Annotated in this window: 16 protein-coding genes; 12 read left to right on the top strand and 4 right to left on the bottom strand. The window is 71.8% G+C overall.

Annotated elements, in window-relative coordinates:
* Window positions 1-88: 88 nt before the first annotated feature.
* From pseB to PCA76_RS10540, 7 genes are read left to right on the top strand one after another with little or no spacing between them, the layout of a single operon-like run.
* Window positions 89-1,075 (top strand): UDP-N-acetylglucosamine 4,6-dehydratase (inverting), encoded by a 987-nt coding sequence (gene pseB / locus PCA76_RS10570; protein ID WP_272617064.1) that lies wholly within the window; start codon window positions 89-91, stop codon window positions 1,073-1,075.
* Complete coding sequence (locus PCA76_RS10565) at window positions 1,072-2,229, top strand: DegT/DnrJ/EryC1/StrS family aminotransferase (protein WP_272617062.1); 1,158 nt, start codon at window positions 1,072-1,074, stop codon at window positions 2,227-2,229. Before pseB ends, PCA76_RS10565 begins: the two co-directional genes overlap by 4 nt.
* 10 nt (window positions 2,230-2,239) lie before the next feature.
* A complete protein-coding gene (locus tag PCA76_RS10560; RefSeq protein ID WP_272617060.1) occupies window positions 2,240-3,088 on the top strand; it encodes a hypothetical protein in 849 nt (282 codons plus the stop codon).
* On the top strand, window positions 3,078-4,904 hold the full coding sequence (locus PCA76_RS10555; protein ID WP_272617058.1) for a class I SAM-dependent methyltransferase: 1,827 nt from the start codon (window positions 3,078-3,080) through the stop codon (window positions 4,902-4,904). The genes PCA76_RS10560 and PCA76_RS10555 overlap by 11 nt, the downstream gene beginning before the upstream one ends.
* Window positions 4,905-4,924: 20 nt before the next feature.
* Window positions 4,925-5,677: a glycosyltransferase family protein gene (locus PCA76_RS10550; RefSeq protein ID WP_272619292.1), complete on the top strand. Its 753-nt coding sequence runs from the start codon at window positions 4,925-4,927 to the stop codon at window positions 5,675-5,677.
* Window positions 5,674-6,732: a PseG/SpsG family protein gene (locus PCA76_RS10545; RefSeq protein WP_272619290.1), complete on the top strand. Its 1,059-nt coding sequence runs from the start codon at window positions 5,674-5,676 to the stop codon at window positions 6,730-6,732. Before PCA76_RS10550 ends, PCA76_RS10545 begins: the two co-directional genes overlap by 4 nt.
* A 45-nt stretch (window positions 6,733-6,777) precedes the next feature.
* A complete protein-coding gene (locus tag PCA76_RS10540; protein ID WP_272617056.1) occupies window positions 6,778-7,413 on the top strand; it encodes an alpha-ketoglutarate-dependent dioxygenase AlkB in 636 nt (211 codons plus the stop codon).
* 347 nt (window positions 7,414-7,760) lie between these two features.
* Here the strand turns inward: PCA76_RS10540 and PCA76_RS10535 are convergent, their stop codons facing one another.
* Together PCA76_RS10535 and PCA76_RS10530 are read right to left on the bottom strand one after the other, a co-directional pair.
* The gene (locus tag PCA76_RS10535) at window positions 7,761-10,244 is read right to left on the bottom strand and encodes a DNA gyrase/topoisomerase IV subunit A (protein ID WP_272617054.1); all 2,484 of its coding nucleotides are present in this window, start codon (window positions 10,242-10,244) and stop codon (window positions 7,761-7,763) included.
* Between the two features lie 32 nt (window positions 10,245-10,276).
* Window positions 10,277-12,334, bottom strand: a complete 2,058-nt coding sequence (locus PCA76_RS10530; protein ID WP_272619288.1) for a DNA gyrase/topoisomerase IV subunit B — start codon at window positions 12,332-12,334, stop codon at window positions 10,277-10,279.
* A gap of 370 nt (window positions 12,335-12,704) precedes the next feature.
* Here PCA76_RS10530 and PCA76_RS10525 point away from each other — a divergent pair, with 370 nt between their 5' ends.
* The 3 genes from PCA76_RS10525 to PCA76_RS10515 all read left to right on the top strand — a co-directional run bounded on the left by PCA76_RS10525 (window position 12,705) and on the right by PCA76_RS10515 (window position 15,784).
* Complete coding sequence (locus PCA76_RS10525; protein ID WP_272617052.1) at window positions 12,705-13,388, top strand: hypothetical protein; 684 nt, start codon at window positions 12,705-12,707, stop codon at window positions 13,386-13,388.
* Window positions 13,389-13,564: 176 nt separating this feature from the next.
* On the top strand, window positions 13,565-14,821 hold the full coding sequence (locus PCA76_RS10520) for a hypothetical protein (protein WP_442930216.1): 1,257 nt from the start codon (window positions 13,565-13,567) through the stop codon (window positions 14,819-14,821).
* Window positions 14,822-14,920: 99 nt separating this feature from the next.
* On the top strand, window positions 14,921-15,784 hold the full coding sequence (locus PCA76_RS10515; RefSeq protein WP_272617050.1) for an alpha/beta hydrolase family protein: 864 nt from the start codon (window positions 14,921-14,923) through the stop codon (window positions 15,782-15,784).
* Between the two features lie 46 nt (window positions 15,785-15,830).
* Here PCA76_RS10515 and PCA76_RS10510 read toward each other — a convergent pair whose 3' ends face one another.
* On the bottom strand, window positions 15,831-16,001 hold the full coding sequence (locus PCA76_RS10510; protein WP_272617048.1) for a hypothetical protein: 171 nt from the start codon (window positions 15,999-16,001) through the stop codon (window positions 15,831-15,833).
* A gap of 194 nt (window positions 16,002-16,195) precedes the next feature.
* Between PCA76_RS10510 and PCA76_RS10505 the strand changes: the two genes are divergently transcribed.
* Together PCA76_RS10505 and PCA76_RS10500 are read left to right on the top strand one after the other, a co-directional pair.
* On the top strand, window positions 16,196-16,825 hold the full coding sequence (locus PCA76_RS10505) for a hypothetical protein (protein ID WP_272617046.1): 630 nt from the start codon (window positions 16,196-16,198) through the stop codon (window positions 16,823-16,825).
* Between the two features lie 169 nt (window positions 16,826-16,994).
* Window positions 16,995-17,366: a hypothetical protein gene (locus tag PCA76_RS10500; protein ID WP_272617044.1), complete on the top strand. Its 372-nt coding sequence runs from the start codon at window positions 16,995-16,997 to the stop codon at window positions 17,364-17,366.
* 35 nt (window positions 17,367-17,401) lie between these two features.
* Here PCA76_RS10500 and PCA76_RS10495 read toward each other — a convergent pair whose 3' ends face one another.
* Entirely contained in the window at window positions 17,402-18,319 is a 918-nt protein-coding gene (locus tag PCA76_RS10495) for a DUF72 domain-containing protein (RefSeq protein WP_272617042.1), read from the bottom strand.
* Window positions 18,320-18,322: the final 3 nt, after the last annotated feature.

The raw sequence follows: 18,322 nt of genomic DNA, 5'->3' as shown, positions 1-18,322 counted from the left end.
TCGAGGAGTTAACCCGCCATGGCTAGCGTGTCACCCCGGTCGGCCGGCCCAGGGCCGCTCGTTCATCCACGAACACGGGAGCACCACATTGAGTGAGTTGAATGGATCGTCCATTCTGATCACCGGGGGAACGGGTTCCTTCGGCAGGACGTTCCTCCGGCACATCCTCAACGAGGCCGACCCCGCCCGCGTGGTGGTGTTCTCCCGTGACGAACTCAAGCAGTACGAGCTGCGCCAGCAACTCGGTGACGACCCACGGCTGCGGTGGTTCATCGGTGACATCCGGGACCGGCACCGCCTCACCCGGGCCATGCACGGGGTGGACCACGTGGTGCACGCCGCCGCGCTCAAGCAGGTGGACACCGCGGAGTACAACCCCTCCGAGTTCATCGCCACCAACATCACCGGCTCCCAGCACGTGGTGGACGCGGCGATCGAGGCCGGTGTCAAGAAGGTCATCGCGCTCTCCACCGACAAGGCGTCCAGCCCGATCAACCTGTACGGCGCGACGAAGCTGGTCGGCGACAAGCTGTTCGTCTCGGCCAACCACTACGCCGCCCAGCACCCGACCCGGTTCTCCGTCGTCCGCTACGGCAACGTGGTGGGCAGCCGCGGCTCGGTTGTCCCGCTGTTCCGCCGGCTGGCCGCTGAGGGCAAGAGCCTGCCGATCACCGACAAGCGGATGACCCGCTTCTGGATCACGCTCGACCAGGCCGTGCAGTTCGTCATGGACTCGTTCGACCAGATGCAGGGTGGCGAGCTGTTCGTGCCGCGCATCCCGAGCATGCGCATCCTCGACCTGGTCGAGGCCGTGGCCCCGGACGCCACCACCCACGAGATCGGGATCCGGCCGGGCGAGAAGCTGCACGAGGAGATGATCGCGCCCGACGACAGCCGGCGGACGCTGCGCGCCGACGGCCGGTTCATCGTTCAGCCGACCATCGCCACCTGGGGCTACCAGCCGCCGGTCGACTGCGACCCGGTGCCGGACGGCTTCGCCTACCAGTCCGACACCAACGACGAGTGGCTCACCGTCGAGCAACTGCGCGACATGCTCGGTATCACCGGCGCGTGACCGCGATGCTCCCGTACGGGCGGCAGTCCGTCACCGACGAGGACGTCGCCGCGGTGGTCGACACGCTGCACAGCGACTGGCTCACCACCGGTCCGCAGGTGGACGCCTTCGAAGCCGATCTCGCCAGGTGGACCGGCGGGGTCGGCGTCACCACCGTCTCCAACGGCACCGCGGCGCTGCACGTGGCGTACGCGGCTGCCGGGGTGGGCCCGGGTGACGAGGTGGTCGTACCGCCGATGACGTTCGTGGCGACCGCCAGCAGCGCGGTCGCCCTGGGCGCGAAGGTCGTGTTCGCCGACGTCGAGGACGAAACCTTCTGCCTCGACCCGGCGGCCGCCGCCGCGGCCGTCACCTCGCGGACCAAGGTCGTCGCCGCGGTCGACTACGCCGGCCACCCGGCCGACTACGACACCCTGCGCACGTCGATCGATGGCAGCGACGCGCTGTTGCTGGCCGACGCGGCGCACTCGATCGGCGGGACGTACCACGGCCGACCGGTCGGCTCGCTGGCCGACCTGACCACCTTCTCGTTCTTCCCCACGAAGAACCTGACCACCGCCGAGGGTGGCGCGGTCGCCGCACTGGACCCGCGGGTCCTGGAACGGGCCCGCCGGTTCCGCAGCGTCGGCGTGGTCCGCGACCGCGACGCACTGCGCTTGCAGGACGAGGGCGGCTGGTACCACGAGGTGCACGAGTTCGGGCTGAACTACCGCCTCCCCGACGTGCTCTGCGCCCTGGGTCGCAGCCAGCTACGCCGACTCGGCGACTTCATCGCCCGCCGGAGCGCGCTGGTGGCCCGGTACAACGAGGCCCTCGCCGACCTGGACGGCGTACTGCTGCCGGCCCGCAAGTCGTGGGCCGACCCGGCCTGGCACCTGTACCCGATCCGGGTGCTCGACGGGCGACGCCGCCAGGTGTACGACCGGATGCGCGCCACCGGCATCGGTGTCCAGGTCAACTACATCCCCGCGCACTGGCACCCGGCCTTCGCCGACCTGGGCTACCGGCGCGGATCCTGCCCCGTGGCCGAGTCGTTCTACGCTCAGCAGCTGTCGCTGCCGCTCTACCCGGGACTCAGCGACGCCGACCAGGACCGCGTCATCGACGCGCTCGCCGCGGCCCTGCGGGTCGGCTCGGTGCGTTCCGCCGCCTGATGGGAACCTGATGCACCACGCCAACCACTTCTACGGGCACGCCCATGTGCTGGCCCGCTACGCCGGCCTCGGCGACCGGCACCCACCGCGGATCAACGGGTACGTGCAGCACGGCTGGAACATCGGGGACGGCCTCGCCCCCGGCCACCCGTACGCCGAACGCACCCCGAGCCTGCTCTGGTCGGAACAGACCAGTCGCCGAGCCTGGTCGGTGGGGCGGCGCAATGTGGTCGTCATCGGAGCGCCGTTCGTCTACCTGCTGGCCATGCGGCCCGAGGAACCACCGGCCGAGGAGCGGGAGGGCACCATCTGGTACCCGTTCCACGGCTGGGAAGGCCAGCACGTCAAGGGCGACCACCGCAAACTGATCGCCCTCATCCAGGACACCGAGACCGGCCCGGTCACGGTGTGCCTCTACTGGCACGAATACCGGATGCGCAACGTTCGCCGGCTCTACGAGCGCGCCGGGTTCCGGGTGATCTGCCACGGCTACCGGGGGCACTGGTGGAAGGACACCGACCCGGAGTTCCTCGACAAACAGCTCACCGAGCTGCGCCGCCACCGCCGGGTAGCATCCAACCGGCTGACCAGCGCGATCTTCTACGGCATCGCTGCGGGGTGCGAACCGGCTGTCTACGGCGACCCGATGATCCTGTCCAACGAGGACCCGACCTTCGGCGGCACCGCCCGCATCCGGCGGCAGTGGCCGGAGCTGCACGGCGCCGCGATCGACCTGTCCACCGCAGTCCAGATCGCCCGCTCCGAGCTCGGCACCGACCACCGCTGCACCCCGGCCGAGCTGCGCGAGCTGCTCGGTTGGGCGAACCTCCAGGAGGAAGAGGAAGACCGTGACGACTAAGACGGCACCCGCCGGCCGGATCACCCTGCCGGGCGGCGAGATGCTGGCCTGGTCGGACCTGCCGCAGGAACGGTTGTCCGACGGTGGGCCCCTCGCCGCGCTGGCCGCACGGCTGGTGTCGCCGGGCGCCCGGGTCCTGGTGGCCGGTCCGCACGACCCGGCGCTGCTCGACCAGCTGGCCCACGCCGAGGTGACCTGCCTGCTGCGCAGCCACCCGGACGCGGTGGCGCTGGCCGAGCGGGCCACCCACGTGGTGGTGGGTGGCCCGGCCGGGCTGCCCGCCGGCGAGACGTACGACCTGGTGATCGCCGGTGCCGGGCTGGACCCGGTGGAGTCGGTGGAGGGCATCCGGCTCGGCTGGGACGGTGTGCTGGCCCGACTTGTCGACACGGTGCGACCGGGTGGCGCGTTGCTGCTGCGCCTGGACAACCCGCTCGGCCTGCACCGGCTGGTCGACACCACCCCCTGGTACGCCGGGCGGGACGATGCCGCCTGGGTGATCGGTGGCGTGCTGGACCGCGCCCACCCGGCCAACCGGGACCAACTGCGCGAGCGGCTCACCGCAGCGGGGCTGCGGCCGGCCGCGTGCTGGGCCGCGTACCCCGACGTCAACACCCCGACGGCGCTGCTCGACGCCGACCACCTCGACCGGGACACCGGCTCCGGCCTCTTCGACGCGGTGCTGCACGGCGCCTGCGCCGGAGGTTTCACCAGCGCCACCGTGCTTCAGGACCCGGCCCGGCTGGCGGTGGACGCGCTGCACGCCGGACGCGCCGCCGACCTCGCACCGGGCTGGCTGATGCTCGCCCAGCGGCCCGCCAGCTCTGCGGATCTGACCGCACCGGCCACCGACCGGGACCTGCCGGTGGCTCTCATGCAGACCGGGCGCCCCGGGATCGGCGTGCTGGAGGTGCTGCACGGCCCGTCGGGGTGGCGCTGGGGGCTCACCGCGACCACCGGCCCGAACGGGCCGGGCGCCGCGCCGTTCGCCAGCCGCGAAGCCGCGTACCGGGACGCGGACGCGCTGTCCGGGCCGGTGCCGTCCGGCCGGCTGCTGCGTACCCTGCTGCTCGACGCGGCCCTCCGCCGCGACCTGGCGACCCTGCGCACGCTGCTGCACGGGTACGCGGTCTGGCTCGCCGACCAAGCCGACAGCGCCGGCCGGATCGCCGGCGCGGCGGCGCTGGCCGGTACCGACAACGTGGTGATCGACGGCGAGCGCTACGCGGTGCTCGACCCGAGCTGGCGGGCCACCGTCGCGCTGCCCGCCGACGTGGTGCTCGCCCGAGGGCTGTGGCGCTTCGCGGCGGCCCTGCTCACCGGCGGGTACGCCCACCCGTGGTCATCCACCCTCGATGTCGCGGGTTTGACCGTCGTGCTCGGCGGCCTCGCCGGCAACGACCTCGACCGCGCGACCGTCGACGAGGCGGTGGAGGCCGAGGCGGCCATCGCCGCCGCGCTGCACGGGCTGGACACCGACGGCCGGGTCGACCTCGCCACCGAGCTGCACGCCGTCGCACCGACCGACCCGCCGGTCGGTTCGCACAGCTACCAGCAGCTGCGCGAGGCGTGGCTGCGCCAGCGCGAGGAACTCACCCGGCTGGCGGCACTGACCGCGTGGACCGAGGAACTGCTCACCTCGCGGGAACGGGCGCTGCGCCGGGCCGAGACGACGATCGGCCTGCTCAGCGGGTCGATCAGCTACCGGGTCGGCCGGCTCGCCATCACCCCGGCCCGGCTCGCCAAGCGGGGTGCCCGTGCCGCCAAGCGCCGGGCCACCGCGGTGCTCGCCCCGAAGCAGGAGGAACAGCAGTGACCGGCGTACCGGCGCGAGGGCTGGCCCCGACGGACGACGCGGGGCCACGGATCGTCGGCATCGTGCAGGCTCGGATGGGTTCGTCCCGGCTGCCCGGCAAGGTGCTCCGCCCGCTCGCCGGGCGTTCCGTCCTGGGCCGGGTGGTGCGCGCCGCCCGCGACAGCGGCGTCCTGGCCGACCTGGTGGTCGCCACCAGCACGGACGCGGTCGACGACGCGGTGGTGACCGAGTGCGAGCGGCTGGGCGTGCCGTGCCACCGCGGGCCGGTCGACGACGTACTGGGTCGATTCGTGGGTGCTCTCGCGGCGCACCCGGGGGACGCGGTCATGCGGTTCACCGCCGACTGCCCGCTGCTCGACCCGGAGATCATCACCCTGGTCGCGTCGGTGTACCGGGCAGTCCCCGGGCTGGACTACGCGAGCACGTCGATCGCCCGCACCCTGCCCCGAGGGCTGGACGTCGAGATCATCCGAGCGGAGACGCTGCGCACCCTGGGCCGGCTCGCCACCGACCACCACCGGGTGCATGTGACCTCGTACGCGTACACCCATCCGGAGCTGTTCCGGGTGCTCGGCGTGACACTCACCCCGGACCGGTCCGCGCTGCGGCTGACCCTCGACACCGAGCAGGACTGGGCGCTGGTCAGCGCGGTCATCGACCACTTCGGAGACGTCAGCGTGCCGCTGGCCACGCTCGCCGACTGGCTCCACGGGCAGCCCCAGCTGCGCGTGCTCAACGCCGACGTACGACAGAAGCAACTGGAGGAGTCCTGAGCACCCTCCGGGTCGGGGTGCGCTGCGACGCCGGGCCGCAGCGCGGTGTCGGCCACCTCGTCCGCTGCCTGGCGCTCGCCGAGGAGTTCCTGGCCCGGGGCGCCCACGTCACGGTGTTCGGCACCGTCGAACGGCTCGACTGGGCCACCGCGGAGCTTGCCGCGCGGGGCATCCCCCTGCACCCGGGCCCGGACTCGCCGGCCGAACTGGTCGAGACAGCCCGCCGCCACGAGCTGGACGTGATGGTCCTCGACTCCTACGAGCTGGACCCGGCCGGGGCGGGCGCCCTGCGCGCCGCCGGCGTGTTCACCCTCGCCGTGATCGACGGGGACAGCCGGGGCCAGGTCGCCGACCTCTACCTCGACCAGAACTTCGGAGCGGACCTCCCGGGGCTGCCCGGTCGTCTGCTCGCCGGCAGCGGGTACGCCCTGCTGCGCGACTCCGTGATCACCGCCCGACCGCCGGTCCCCCCGCCCCGCACGGCGGTCAGCCGACCCCGGGTGCTGGCCTTCTTCGGCGGCACCGACGCGGTCGGCGCGGCCCCGGTACTCACCCGGGTGCTGGTGGCCACCGGCCACCCCATGGACCTCACGGTCATCGTCGGCCGGCCCGAGATCGAGGCGGAGGTCGAGGACGTCAAACCCGGTCGGGGGCAGATCATCCGGCCGGTCCCGCCCACCACCTCGCTGCCGGCACTGATCACCGGAGCCGACCTGGTGGTCAGCGCCGCCGGCACGTCCACCTGGGAACTCTGCTGCCTCGGCGCACCCGCCGCGCTGGTCTGCGTGGTCGACAACCAACGCGAGTCGTACGCCCGGGTGGTGCGGCACGGCCTGGCCGCCGGCCTCGGCAAGTTACCGGAGCTGGACGCCGCCGGGGTCGCCGGACGAACCGCCCGCGCGGCGGCGGCGCGGACCCTGCACGGGCTGCTCAGCTCGCCGCAGCGGCGCGCCACGCTGGCCGAAAAGGCCTGGTCCACCGTCGATGGGCAGGGCCGGGCACGAGTCGTGGACGCGGTGTTCGACTCCGTACGCCCCGCCGCCGTCACCGGCTGACCACCCATTGGCACGGGTGTACGAAAGTGCTGCTAGGGTGGCCGCATGACGCAGGCCGCCTACCAGCCGTCGATGCTCGACCTGGCCGATGCCGGGCCGTCCCTGGGGCCACTGCCCGGCCTGATCCGCCGGCACCAGCTCAGCCGAGGCGCCTGGGTCGACCACCTCCCCGGCTGGGTGCGCGGCTCCGACACGATCCTCGACACCCTGCTCACCGAGGTGCCCTGGCGTGCCGAGCGGCGCACCATGTTCGACACCGAGGTCGACGTGCCCCGCCTGCTCTGCTGGTACGACGGCGAGAGGCAACTCCCCCACCCCGTGCTCACCGCCGCGCAGGCCGCGCTGACCCAGCACTACGCGCCCGAGCTGGGCGAACCCTTCGTCACCGCCGGCATGTGCCTCTACCGAACCGGTCGGGACAGCGTCGCCTGGCACGGCGACACCATCGGTCGCTCCGCACACAGCGACACCATCGTCGCGATCGTCTCCTTCGGAGCACCCCGACCGCTGCTGCTACGCCCACGCGGCGGCGGCGACAGCCTGCGCTTCCCGGTGGGCCACGGCGACCTGATCGTCATGGGCGGCTCGTGCCAACGCACCTGGGAACACGCCATCCCGAAAACCACTCGCCCAGTAGGCCCCCGAGTAAGCGTCCAGTTCCGCCCCCACAACGTCGCCTAACCCCCCGCGCGCTCGCCCGCGACGCGCCCGCGATCTTGTACTTTCGAACCTCGAATTGCCCCTTTTGCGCGGCATGTCGGGGCAGAAAGTGCAAGATCGGCGATGCCGAACGGACTACAGGGACCGACGGACCAGCACCTGGTCGATCATGGAGTTGTGGTGGGGGATAAAAGGCATTGACCGGGGCACATCGGGCACCACAAGTCCATGATCGACGGGGCGGGGCGGGGTGGGGCGGGGTGCGGGCGGGGTGGGGCGGGGTGCGGGCGGGGTGGGGCGCGGGCGGGTCCCGACCCCTGTCGGGCGAGCTTGGCGGGCGTTCCGAGGTCGACCGACAGGGGGGAGGGTTAGTCGCGTTCGATCAGGTGGCCTACCACCGTTGGGCCGAGCATGACCGCGAAGCCGGACCCATCGCGGCGTGGGTCCGCCGCAGGTAGCTCCACCGGGTCACCGGTGCCGGTCGCGCCGACCGGGCGCGGACCCACCCAGGCAACGGCCACGTCCGTCTCACCCTTGAGGAAGCGGTGTGCGCGCACGCCGGCGGTCGCCCGGCCCTTCGGCGGGTACGCCTTGAACGGCGTCACCTTGACCGTCGCGCCGGTGGAGGTGACCACCATCGGCTCGCCATGCCCCGGGTCGTCGGTGCGTACCGCCCCGAAGAACGCCACCCGCGCTCCGGCCGGCAGGTTGATGCCCGCCATACCGCCGCCCTTGAGGCCCTGCGGACGAACCAGATTCGCGGGGAAGCGCAACAGCGACGCCTCCGAGGTGACGAAGGTCAGCGTCTCGTCGCCGTCGGTCAGCCAGGTCGCCCCGACGACCTCGTCACCGTCACGCAGACCGATCACCTCGAACTCGTCGGAGCGCACCGGCCACTCCGGAGCGCAGATCTTCACCGCGCCCTGCCGGGTGCCCAGCGCCAGCCCCGGTGAGCCCTCCGCCTGCCCGCCCAGCGGGGCCAAGCCGACGACGGTCTCCCCAGCCTCCAATGGCACCAGCTCCGCCGCGGACATGCCGCCCCGCAGCGACACCGTGCCGGCCTGCTCGGGCAGCACCGGCAGCGGCAGGACGTCGACCTTGAAGGCCCGGCCGGCACTGGTCAGCAACAGCACCCGGCCACGGGCGGTGGAGTGCGCGATCGCGCGTACGGTGTCGTGCTTGACCCGGCCGTTGCGCCGACGCCCCTCGGCGCTCTCCTCCGACTCGGCCGCGGTCCGGGCGACCAGCCCGGTCGCGGAGAGGATCACCTGGCACGGGTCGTCGGCGACCTCCAGGGGGCCGGCCGGCGCGGACGCGGCCAGCACCTCCTTGAGGTCCCCGTCGACCAGCGTCGTACGCCGTTCGGTGCTGAACTGTTTCACCACGGCCGCAAGCTCGTCCGAGACCAGCTTCTTGAGCACCCGCTCGTCGTCGAGGATCGCGCTCAGCTCGGCGATCTCGGCGCGCAGCCGCTCCTGCTCGGCCTCCAGCTCGATCCGGTCGAACTTGGTCAACCGGCGCAGCGGAGTGTCCAGAATGTAGGTGGCCTGGATGTCGGAGAGACCGAACCGGCTCATCAGCCCGTCCTTCGCGGCCTGCGCGTCGTCGCTGCCCCGGATCAGCCGGACCACCTCGTCGATGTCCAGCAGAGCGATCAGCAGACCGTCGACCAGGTGCAGCCGCTCCTGACGCTTGCGCCGACGGTACGAGGTGCGTCGGGTGACCACCTCGTACCGGTGGGCGAGGAAGACCTCCAGCAGCGCCTTCAGCCCCAGCGTGCGCGGCTGCCCGTCGACCAGGACCAGGTTGTTGACGCCGAACGACTGCTCCAGCGGGGTCAACCGGTAGAGGTCGGCGAGCAGCGCCTGCGGGTTGACCCCGACCTTGCACTCGACGACGAGTCGGGTGCCGCTCTCCCGGTCGGTGAGGTCCTTGACGTCGGCGATGCCGGTCAGCCGCTTGGTCTTGGTGACCTCGTTGGTGATGGCCGCGATGACCTTCTCCGCGCCGACGCCGTAGGGCAGCTCGACCACGGTGATCGCCTGGCGACCCCGACTGCCCTCGATCGGGCCGATCTCCACCTTGCCGCGCATCCGCACCACGCCGCGGCCGGTCTCGTACGCCCGGCGCACCTCGTCCAGGCCGAGCAGCACGCCGCCGGTGGGCAGGTCGGGGCCGGGGACGAACTCCATGAGCCGGTCCAGTGTGGCGTCCGGGTGGTTGATCAGCCAGCGGGCGGCGGAGACCACCTCGGCCAGGTTGTGCGGGATCATGTTGGTGGCCATTCCGACCGCGATCCCGGACGCGCCGTTGACCAGCAGGTTGGGGAAGGCCGCCGGCAGCACGGTCGGCTGGGTCAGTGACCCGTCGTAGTTGGGCTCGACATCGACGGTGTCCTCGCCCAGCTCACCGACGAGCAGCATCGCCTCGCGTGACATCCGGGCCTCGGTGTAGCGCGAGGCCGCCGGTCCGTCGTCGGGAGACCCGAAGTTTCCGTGCCCGTCGATGAGTGGCACGTTGAGCGAGAAGCCCTGCGCGAGGCGGACCATCGCGTCGTAGATCGCCGTGTCACCGTGCGGGTGGTACTTACCCATTGTATCGCCCACAATTCGGGCGGACTTCACGTGCCCGCGGTCGGGGCGATAGCCCTGCTCGTACATCGACCAGAGGATGCGCCGGTGCACGGGCTTGAGACCGTCACGGGCGTCGGGCAGGGCGCGGGAGTGGATGACCGAGAACGCGTACTCCAGGTAGGAGTCGGAGACCTCGGTGACCAGTGGGTTGTCGAAGACCCGCGCGCCGGCCTGGTCGAACGAGGAGAGATCGACCTTGTTTTCCTTGCGGCGTGCCATGACTCAGCTCTCCACTCGAACGGAACGGGCGCTCATGCGTCGATCGCATCCCGGTCGACCCGGTCTGCGGAGTCGATGAGCCAGTTGCGGCGCGGCTCGACCTTCTCCCCCATCAGCAGTTCGAGGATCCGCTCGGCGGCATCGATGTCGTCGAGGGTGATCCGGCGAACGGCACGGGTGGCCGGGTTCATCGTGGTGTCCCACAACTCGTCGGCGTCCATCTCACCGAGACCCTTGAACCGTGGGATGGGCGTGACGATCTGCTTGCCGGACTTCTCCAGCTTGCGGACCGTCGTCTCCATCTCGGCCTGGGTGTAGGTGTAGGTGGTCTGCGGGTTACGCCCCTTGGTAGTGATCTTGTGCAGGGGCGGCATCGCGGCGTAGAGCCGACCGGCCTCGATCAACGGGCGCATGTACCGGGCGAAGAGGGTGATCAGCAGCGTCCGGATGTGCGCGCCGTCCACGTCGGCGTCGGCCATGATCAGCACGCGGCCGTAGCGCAGCGAGGAGAGATCGAACGTACGCCCCGAGCCGGCGCCGAGAACCTGCACGATGGCCGCGCATTCGGCATTGTCCAGGACCTGCTGGAGGTTGGCCTTCTGCACGTTGAGGATCTTGCCTCGGATCGGCAGCAGCGCCTGGTATTCGGAGGAGCGGGCCATGCGGCTCGTCCCGAGGGCGCTGTCGCCCTCCACGATGAAGATCTCGCTGCGGTCGATGCCGGTAGCTCGGCAGTCGACCAGCTTCGGCGGCATGGACGCGCCCTCCAGGGCGGTCTTGCGCCGGGCGGCGTCCTTCTGCTGCTTCTGGGTGAGCCGCACCCGGGCCGCGTCGACGATCTTCTGCAGGACGACGCGGGCCTCGGCCTTGGTGCGCTTGTCCTCCAGCCAGGCCTTCACGTGCGCGTCGACGAGGGTCTGGATGACCTTGGTGATGCCGGTGGTGGAGAGCTCGTCCTTGGTCTGCGACGTGAACTGCGGCTCCGGGATCCGCACGTGCACCACCGCCGTCATCCCCTCCAGGACGTCGTCCAGGGTGGGCGGCTCCTCCTTGGCCTTGAGCAGACCGCGGGTGTTGCGGACCGCGTCGGCCAGGGCGCGGACGAGGGCCCGCTCGAAGCCCTTGCGGTGGGTGCCGCCGTGCGCGTTGCGGATGGTGTTGGTGAAGCACTCGAGGGTGCGCTCGTAGCCGGTGCCCCACCGGAACGCCACCTCAACCTCGGCGCGGCGCTGCACGTTGGACTGCATGACACCGTTGGCGTCGGCGGCGTTCTCCCGGTAGGTGCCCTCGCCGTTGACCAGCAGGGTGCCGGAGACCGGGCGGTCGCCGGCCGGCGCGAGGAACTCCACCATGTCGCTGAGCCCGTTGGGGTAGTGGAACCCCTCCTCGACGGGTGCCTCGCCGGTCAGGTCCCGCAGCCGGTAGGTCACGCCGGGGACCAGGAAGGCGGTGTTGCGCAGCTTCGTGCGGACCGCGTCGACGTCGAGTGCGGCGCCGGTCTCGAAGTAGCGGGCGTCGTGCCACCAGCGGATCGAGGTGCCGGTGCGCTGGCCGCGCTTCATCGCGCCGACGACCTGGAGCCCGGGGCCGGCGGTGAAGGGCGCTTCCGGCCCGTCGCCGTCGAAGATGCCCGGGACGCCGTGCCGGAAGGACATCGCGTGGATCTTGCCAGCCCGGCGGACGGTCACGTCGAACCGACGGGACAGCGCGTTGACCGCCGAGGCGCCGACGCCGTGCAGGCCGCCGGAGGTCTTGTAGCCGGAGCCGCCGAACTTGCCGCCGGCGTGCAGCCGGGTGAGCACCAGCTCGACGCCGGAGATGCCGGATTTGGCGTGCACGTCGGTGGGGATGCCTCGGCCGTCGTCGTCGACCCGCACCGAGCCATCGGCCAGCAACGTCACCTCGACGTTGCTGGCGTGACCGGCGACACCCTCATCGGTGGAGTTGTCGAGGATCTCGTTGACGAGGTGACCCACGCCACGGCTGTCGGTGGAACCGATGTACATGCCGGGCCGCTTGCGGACAGCGTCCAGCCCCTCAAGGTGAGTGAGGTCATCGGCCCCGTACAGGGTGTCAGGCTCTGCGGTCAACTGGTCGTACTCCCCGGTCTCGGCGGTGTGCAACCGGTCACCGGCGACATCAGCCGGCGTGGCGCGCCGCAGCGAGCCTAGCCCGAGGCTGGGACAACCTCCGTAGGCCCCGCGCGACCCGCCGCGCGGCAGGCCCCGAACGTGAGCCAGGAAACAGGTCCGGCAGGGCGATCCGGGGTGTTCGCCGGACCACGGGCCGGCCGCACCGCCGGTAGGCTGACCGCCAATCGTGGCCGGTCGACGCACCCGACGACGGCCGCGGTGGGCGAGGTCGAGATCCAGGACCAGAGCGGGGTACGCCGCTGGCGCGCCGAATGCGGCCGCGGGCCATCGCGGTGACCGCGCCGGGAAACCAGCGGAGGCGGCACCGGTGGATCACACGACCGACAATCCCCTCGGTACGCGGGCAAGGCGGTGGCTGCTCGCGGGCACCCTGCTGGCGGGCCTCCTCGCCGCTGTGGCGCTGACCGCGGCGGCGGCTCCCGACGATCGGACGTTCGCCGCACTCTCCGACACGGTCCAGAGCCTGATGTCGGTCGTGACGCCACTCTTCGGCATCCTGCTGGCGCGCGACCTGCGACGGGCGCCCGGTGCCATCCGGGTCGTCCCCACGGTGCTCGCGGTGGTGCTGCCAGCCGTCGTCATCGGCGTCGTCGGGGTGCTGATCTGCGCCGTGACGCTCGCCCTCACCCCGGCCGACATCGCCGACGAGCCGTGGCGGCACGCCGGGACGGTCGCGGTGGGCAGTGTGCTGGTGCAGGTCGTCGCCGGGCTGGTGGGCACCGGGCTGGGGCTGCTGCTGCGCTCGGCGGTGGTCGCGTTCCTCGCCACGATCGTCCTGCCGCTGGGCCTGTTCGCGCTGCTGGGGGGCGTGGACGCTCTCCGTCCCGCGCAGGCGTGGCTCACCCCGTACGGCAGCGTGCGCAACCTGCTCTCGGGGGAGATGAGTGTGCTGCGGTGGGCGCAGTGGCTCTGCGTACTGCTGATCTGGGGTGTTGGTCTGAACGCCGCCGGCGCCGCGGTGCTGGGGCGGCGCCGGCGGTCCGACCGTTAGGTCCACTGTCGAGGACAGTGCTGGTCAGCTCGTCGACCAACGCGACCCGAGTGGTGCACCGGGGCGTGCGTGTCTTTCATCGAACGATTCTGTTACGGGCCATTGACGCCCGTCGCACAAGGGTGATCTGATCGCGCTCTCAGAGAATCTTTCATCTTTCGATGGATGGGAGCCCCATGCTCAAATTCCGGCGTACCGCGTTCGCTGCGGCACTCACGATTGCCATGGCCGCGCTGTCGACCGCCGTCGCGCTGCCCGCACCCGCCACCGCAGCGCTGCCCACGGCAGCGGTGGCACTTGGCGACAGCTTCATCAGCGGCGAGGGCGCCGGGGCGTACGCCCCGGTGGTCGACGTCAACGGCGTCGCCCAGGGCTTCCCGGGCTGGACGGCGGCGAACAACAACGCGTTCTTCTGCCACCGATCCGCGAACGCCTCGCTCAACAAGGCCAACCTGCCGGGCATCCAGAACCGGTTCAACCTGGCCTGCTCCGGCGGCCAGCCACGCGACATCGCCACCGCCTCCGCCGCCCGGGAGAAGGGCCGCACGGTGGCCGCGCAGATCGACCAGCTCCGCGCCGTCGCGCAGACCCAGGACATCGACCTGGTGCTGATCGGCCTGGGCTCGAACAACAGCTCGTTCACCTTCGGCAGCGTCGCGGAGAAGTGCGCCAACCGGTTCATCGCCGACGCCTGGACCGGCTGGTGGGAGTTCTGGGCGTACCTGAACGGGCCGGTGGAGCAGAAGCCGTGCAGCGATGCCGACCTGGCCACCCCCGCACAGGTCAGCGCCGCCACCGCGGAGACCATCGCGGCCGTACGCCAACTGCTGACCACCCTCAACCAGGTGGACGCGGACGGGCAGCACCGGGTGGTGTTCCAGGACTACACCAACCCGCTGCCGCTGGACCTGAACCCGCAGTTCCACGAGGAGGACAGCCGGGACGACACCCGGGACAAGTTCCGCGACCTGGGTGCCGAGCGGTACGCGGCCGGCTGCCCGATCCACCGGGCCAGCCTCGCGCCCGGACACCGCTTCTCGCAGGGCCTGGGGACCATCGTGAAGACCACCCGGGACACCCTGGCCGCCGAGTTCCCCTCCAACGACCTGGTCTACCTGAACGTGCAGCAGGCCTTCAACGGTGCCCGGCTCTGTGAGCAGACGACCAGCCCGACGGGCTCGCTGGCCACTCCGATCCGGCTCCAGGACGGCGCTACCGGCACCTTCGTCACCAGCCTCGCCGGCAAGGACAAGCTCGACATCCAGCGGATCGCGAACACCTGCGTGAGCTACTTCCAGACCTGCCAGGAGTCGTGGCACCCGAACGCCGCCGGGCACCAGGTGCTCGGCCAGTGCCTCGCCGGCGCCGCCGCCACCGCCGCCCGAGCGGTGTCCTGCGTCCGCGCCGGTAACGGGACGATCTCCGTCTCCTGACCGGACGCGTCGTCGGAGGCCCCGCCACCCGGCGGGGCCTCCGTCGCGTCCGACCACCTGCGGCTACCCGTCGGTAACGTCGGGCCGTAAGCTGGGCCGATGAACGGGGACCCGGAGTACGCGCAGGAGTTCGTCGACGTCGACGGCGCCCGGCTGGGTGTGCAGATCTATCCGGAGCCGGACGGCCCGGCGGATGCCCCCGTCGTGGTGATCTGGCCGGCGATGGGGGTCCGGGCCCGTTACTACCGGCCGTTCGCCGCCGCGCTGCGCGCCGCCGGGCTGGCCGTGATCGTCGCCGACCTGCGTGGCACCGGGACGAGCACCCCCGCGCCGAGCCGGGCAGACCGACACGGCTACCCCGACCTGGCCGACGATGTCGGCGCCGTTCTGGCCGCGCTCAAGCCGCGCCTGGACGGCCGTACCCGGCTGCTGCTCGGCCATTCACTCGGCGGGCAGGCCGCGCTCCTGCACCTCGCTCTGCACGGCGGCGACGAGGTCGACGGGTTGGCGCTGGTCGCGGTCGGCATCCCCTACTGGCGCAGCTACCCGGGCCGACGTGGCCTCGGTGTGCTGCCGTACACCCAGGGGATCGCCGCCACCGCGGCGCTGCTCGGGGTCTGGCCGGGCTGGGGCTTCGGCGGCCGGCAGGCGCGCGGCGTGATCCGCGACTGGGCATACACCGCGCGGACCGGCCGTTTCCCCCGGCTGAACGGCACGGACACCGAGGCGGCCGTACGCGCGGTGCGCCACCCGGTCCTGGCGATCAGCGTGGACGACGACCAGTACACGCCGCACGAGACCATGGACCACCTCTGCGCGAAACTCACCGCCGCGCCGGTGACCCGGGAACGGTACACAGTGGCTCAGGCCGGTGCGGCGCTGGACCACTTCACCTGGGTCCGCGCGTGCGCCCCGGTGGCGCGGCGGATCGCCGGTTTCGCCGACGACCTACCGCCCCGCTGAGCCGTACCGGCCGGCCGGCCGGCGTGCGACGGGCCGGCCGGCCGCCTCACTCGTCCTGGTCCAGCGGCACCAGTTCGCCGTCGCGCTCCACCTGGATCTCCGCGTGATCCTTGCGCGGCGCGGCCTCCGCGGTTTTCTTGTGCGGGTCGTTGTCGGGGTGCATGAGCACCGCGTCGGTTTTGGGGGTCTTCTCCCGAACTTCGTCCGGCTGCGACATGTCGTTCCCCTCTCGTCGGCGTCGCTCGGGATCTACCCGCCACCGCGCGGACGACTCCTGCCGGCGACGATGCGGCACCTCGTCGGCATGGACGTCCCCGGTGCCCGATACGCCGTGCATCGCCCGCAGGGGGCGGGGTTAGCCGCCCGACCGGCGGGTAAGCCGCACCGCCCAACACGGCGGAAGGGGATCACATGTCCGAACGGCATACCGCACTGCGCTCCATGCACGATCTGGGCTTGGCGGCCTGGTTCGGCGGCTCCCTCATGGGGGCCTTCGGCGTCAATGGCGCAGCGGGGAAGATCAGCGACTCGACCCAGCGACTCCCGGTCGCGTCGGCCGGATGGTCCAAATGGACCCCGGTCAACGCCGCCGCCATCGGCGCGCACCTGGCCGGGGCGGTCGGCGAACTGGTGACGGAGAGTCCACGCGTGGCGGCTCAGTCCGGGGTCGGCCGCACCAGCGCCATCAAGACGGCGTTGACGATCGGCGCGCTCGCCGTGACCGGCTACAGCCGGTTGATCGGCATGCGCTTGGAAAAGGCTGGTGCCTCGCCGGTCAGCGGTATCACCGAGCCGAACCACCAGACCCCGGCGAGCGTGGCCTCGTCGCAGCGGCAGATGAAGCTGCTCCAATGGGCCATCCCCGCGCTGACCGGGACCCTGGTCGTGGTCACCGCGTACATGAGTGAGCAGCAGAAGCCCGGCCAGGTGTTCAAGGGGATTCTCGGCCGGGGCGGCGGGATGAAGAGCGCCTCGAAGAGCATGATCAAGATGGCGGGAATGAGCAACGGCAAGCGGCCGATGGCGATGGCCGGGCGCTGAACGTCGGGCCGGCCGGCGTCCCGCCGCCACCTCGACGGCGGGGCGCTGGTCGGCCCTACGCGCCCACCGACGTGACAACGCATGGCGTGGGGCGACGTCGGGCGGGCAGGTCCGGCCCGAGGACGGCACATCGTCCGCCACCAGCGGCGGACCGACGAGCGGGGTGGCCATGACGGCACACGAGGGACGCAGCGGCGACAACGACCGGCTGGAGCCGGAGGCGACCAAGCCATGGGGCACCGGCGACGGCTTCGACGCCGACGCGCCCTGGGGCACGGGTGACGACTCCCCGATGGACGAGGGCAGTGAGGAGACCGCGGTGCCCGAGGGACGACGCGGTGAGCGGCGTGCGGGCGCCTCGACGGGCCGGTCAGACCCGGCGGGACGACACGGCTTCGGCTCGGTCGAGCCGACCCGTACGACGATGGCCGGACCGGGAGCCCCACCCGACCCGGCGCCCAGCGGGCGAACCTTCCCGGACGACGCGGACGTCGGCGAATCGACGCAGGACGCGTTGCGCACCCGGGGCCGGCGCTCCTGACACCACCCACGGCTGCCGTGCCCCCGGCGTGACCGTCAACCGGTCGACGTCGCCGGGGCCGGCACAGCCCGCTCGACGAGCATCCTCTCGGCGAGCAGTTGCGCCAGCCGGGTGGCGTCGCGTTGTGCCTGACCGGCACAGCAGTTGTTGAACAGCACGTGCAGGTCGTCGGCCGGGTCGGAGAGATCGGCCAGCAGTCCGGCCCAGTGCCGAAGCTCGTCCTCGGCGTACGTGTACCGGAACTTGTCCTGCTTGTCGCCGTCGCGCCAGGCGTCGCTGTGGCCGTGGAACCGGACGATCGCCGGCTCTGCCGTCCTGATCAGGATCGGTGGCACCGACGACGGATGCCCCTGCGGCATGTCGACGCAGACCAGTGACAGGTCGTGCGCGCGCAGCAGGTCCAGAGTGTCCGACGCGGCCGTGCCGTCGAACCAGGACCCGTGCCGCAGCTCCACGCCGACCCGCCACGGCCGGCAGCGTTGCGCCAGCTCGACGATCCGGCGTTCGGCCGCGTCGCCGCGTGCCAGCCACGGCGGGAACTGCAACATCACGACACCCAGCTTGCCGGCCGCCGCGATCGGGTCGAGGGCCGCGCGGAACCGGGCCCACAACTCGTCGTACGCCCGTTCCGGCAGGTCGCGACGGCGGATCCGGCTCGGGCCGGCGGTCGGGCGCAGGTCCCGAGGCAGCGCGGCGACCGGCGTCGGGTGACCGGTGAAGAGACTGAACGCCTTGATGTCGAAGGTGAAGTCGTCCGGTGTGGCGTCCACCCAGCCCTGCGTGGTTTCCGGTACGGGGACCGCGTAGTAGGACGTGTCCACCTCGACGAGCGGGAACCGGCCAGCGTAGAAACCCAGCCGTCGGGCCGGCGTGTTCGCCGAGCGCGGGTACCACCCGGAGCGCAGCAGCGACTGGTCCGCCCAGGAGGACGTGCCCACCTTAATCACACCCATGTC

The organism is Micromonospora sp. LH3U1 (genome assembly GCF_028475105.1).
GTDB lineage: Bacteria > Actinomycetota > Actinomycetes > Mycobacteriales > Micromonosporaceae > Micromonospora.
Note: the sequence above shows the minus strand (reverse complement) of the source record. Positions and strands in the feature narration are given on the sequence as shown.

Excerpts from the sequence above, each read along its gene's own strand:
- PCA76_RS10515 (WP_272617050.1), top strand. The coding sequence starts at position 14,921 with ATGAACGGGGACCCGGAGTACGCGCAGGAGTTCGTCGACGTCGACGGC.
- PCA76_RS10495 (WP_272617042.1), bottom strand. The coding sequence starts at position 18,319 with ATGGGTGTGATTAAGGTGGGCACGTCCTCCTGGGCGGACCAGTCGCTG.
- PCA76_RS10505 (WP_272617046.1), top strand. The coding sequence starts at position 16,196 with ATGTCCGAACGGCATACCGCACTGCGCTCCATGCACGATCTGGGCTTG.
- PCA76_RS10510 (WP_272617048.1), bottom strand. The coding sequence starts at position 16,001 with ATGTCGCAGCCGGACGAAGTTCGGGAGAAGACCCCCAAAACCGACGCG.
- PCA76_RS10560 (WP_272617060.1), top strand. The coding sequence starts at position 2,240 with ATGCACCACGCCAACCACTTCTACGGGCACGCCCATGTGCTGGCCCGC.
- PCA76_RS10500 (WP_272617044.1), top strand. The coding sequence starts at position 16,995 with ATGACGGCACACGAGGGACGCAGCGGCGACAACGACCGGCTGGAGCCG.
- PCA76_RS10540 (WP_272617056.1), top strand. The coding sequence starts at position 6,778 with ATGACGCAGGCCGCCTACCAGCCGTCGATGCTCGACCTGGCCGATGCC.
- PCA76_RS10520 (WP_442930216.1), top strand. The coding sequence starts at position 13,565 with ATGCTCAAATTCCGGCGTACCGCGTTCGCTGCGGCACTCACGATTGCC.
- PCA76_RS10535 (WP_272617054.1), bottom strand. The coding sequence starts at position 10,244 with ATGGCACGCCGCAAGGAAAACAAGGTCGATCTCTCCTCGTTCGACCAG.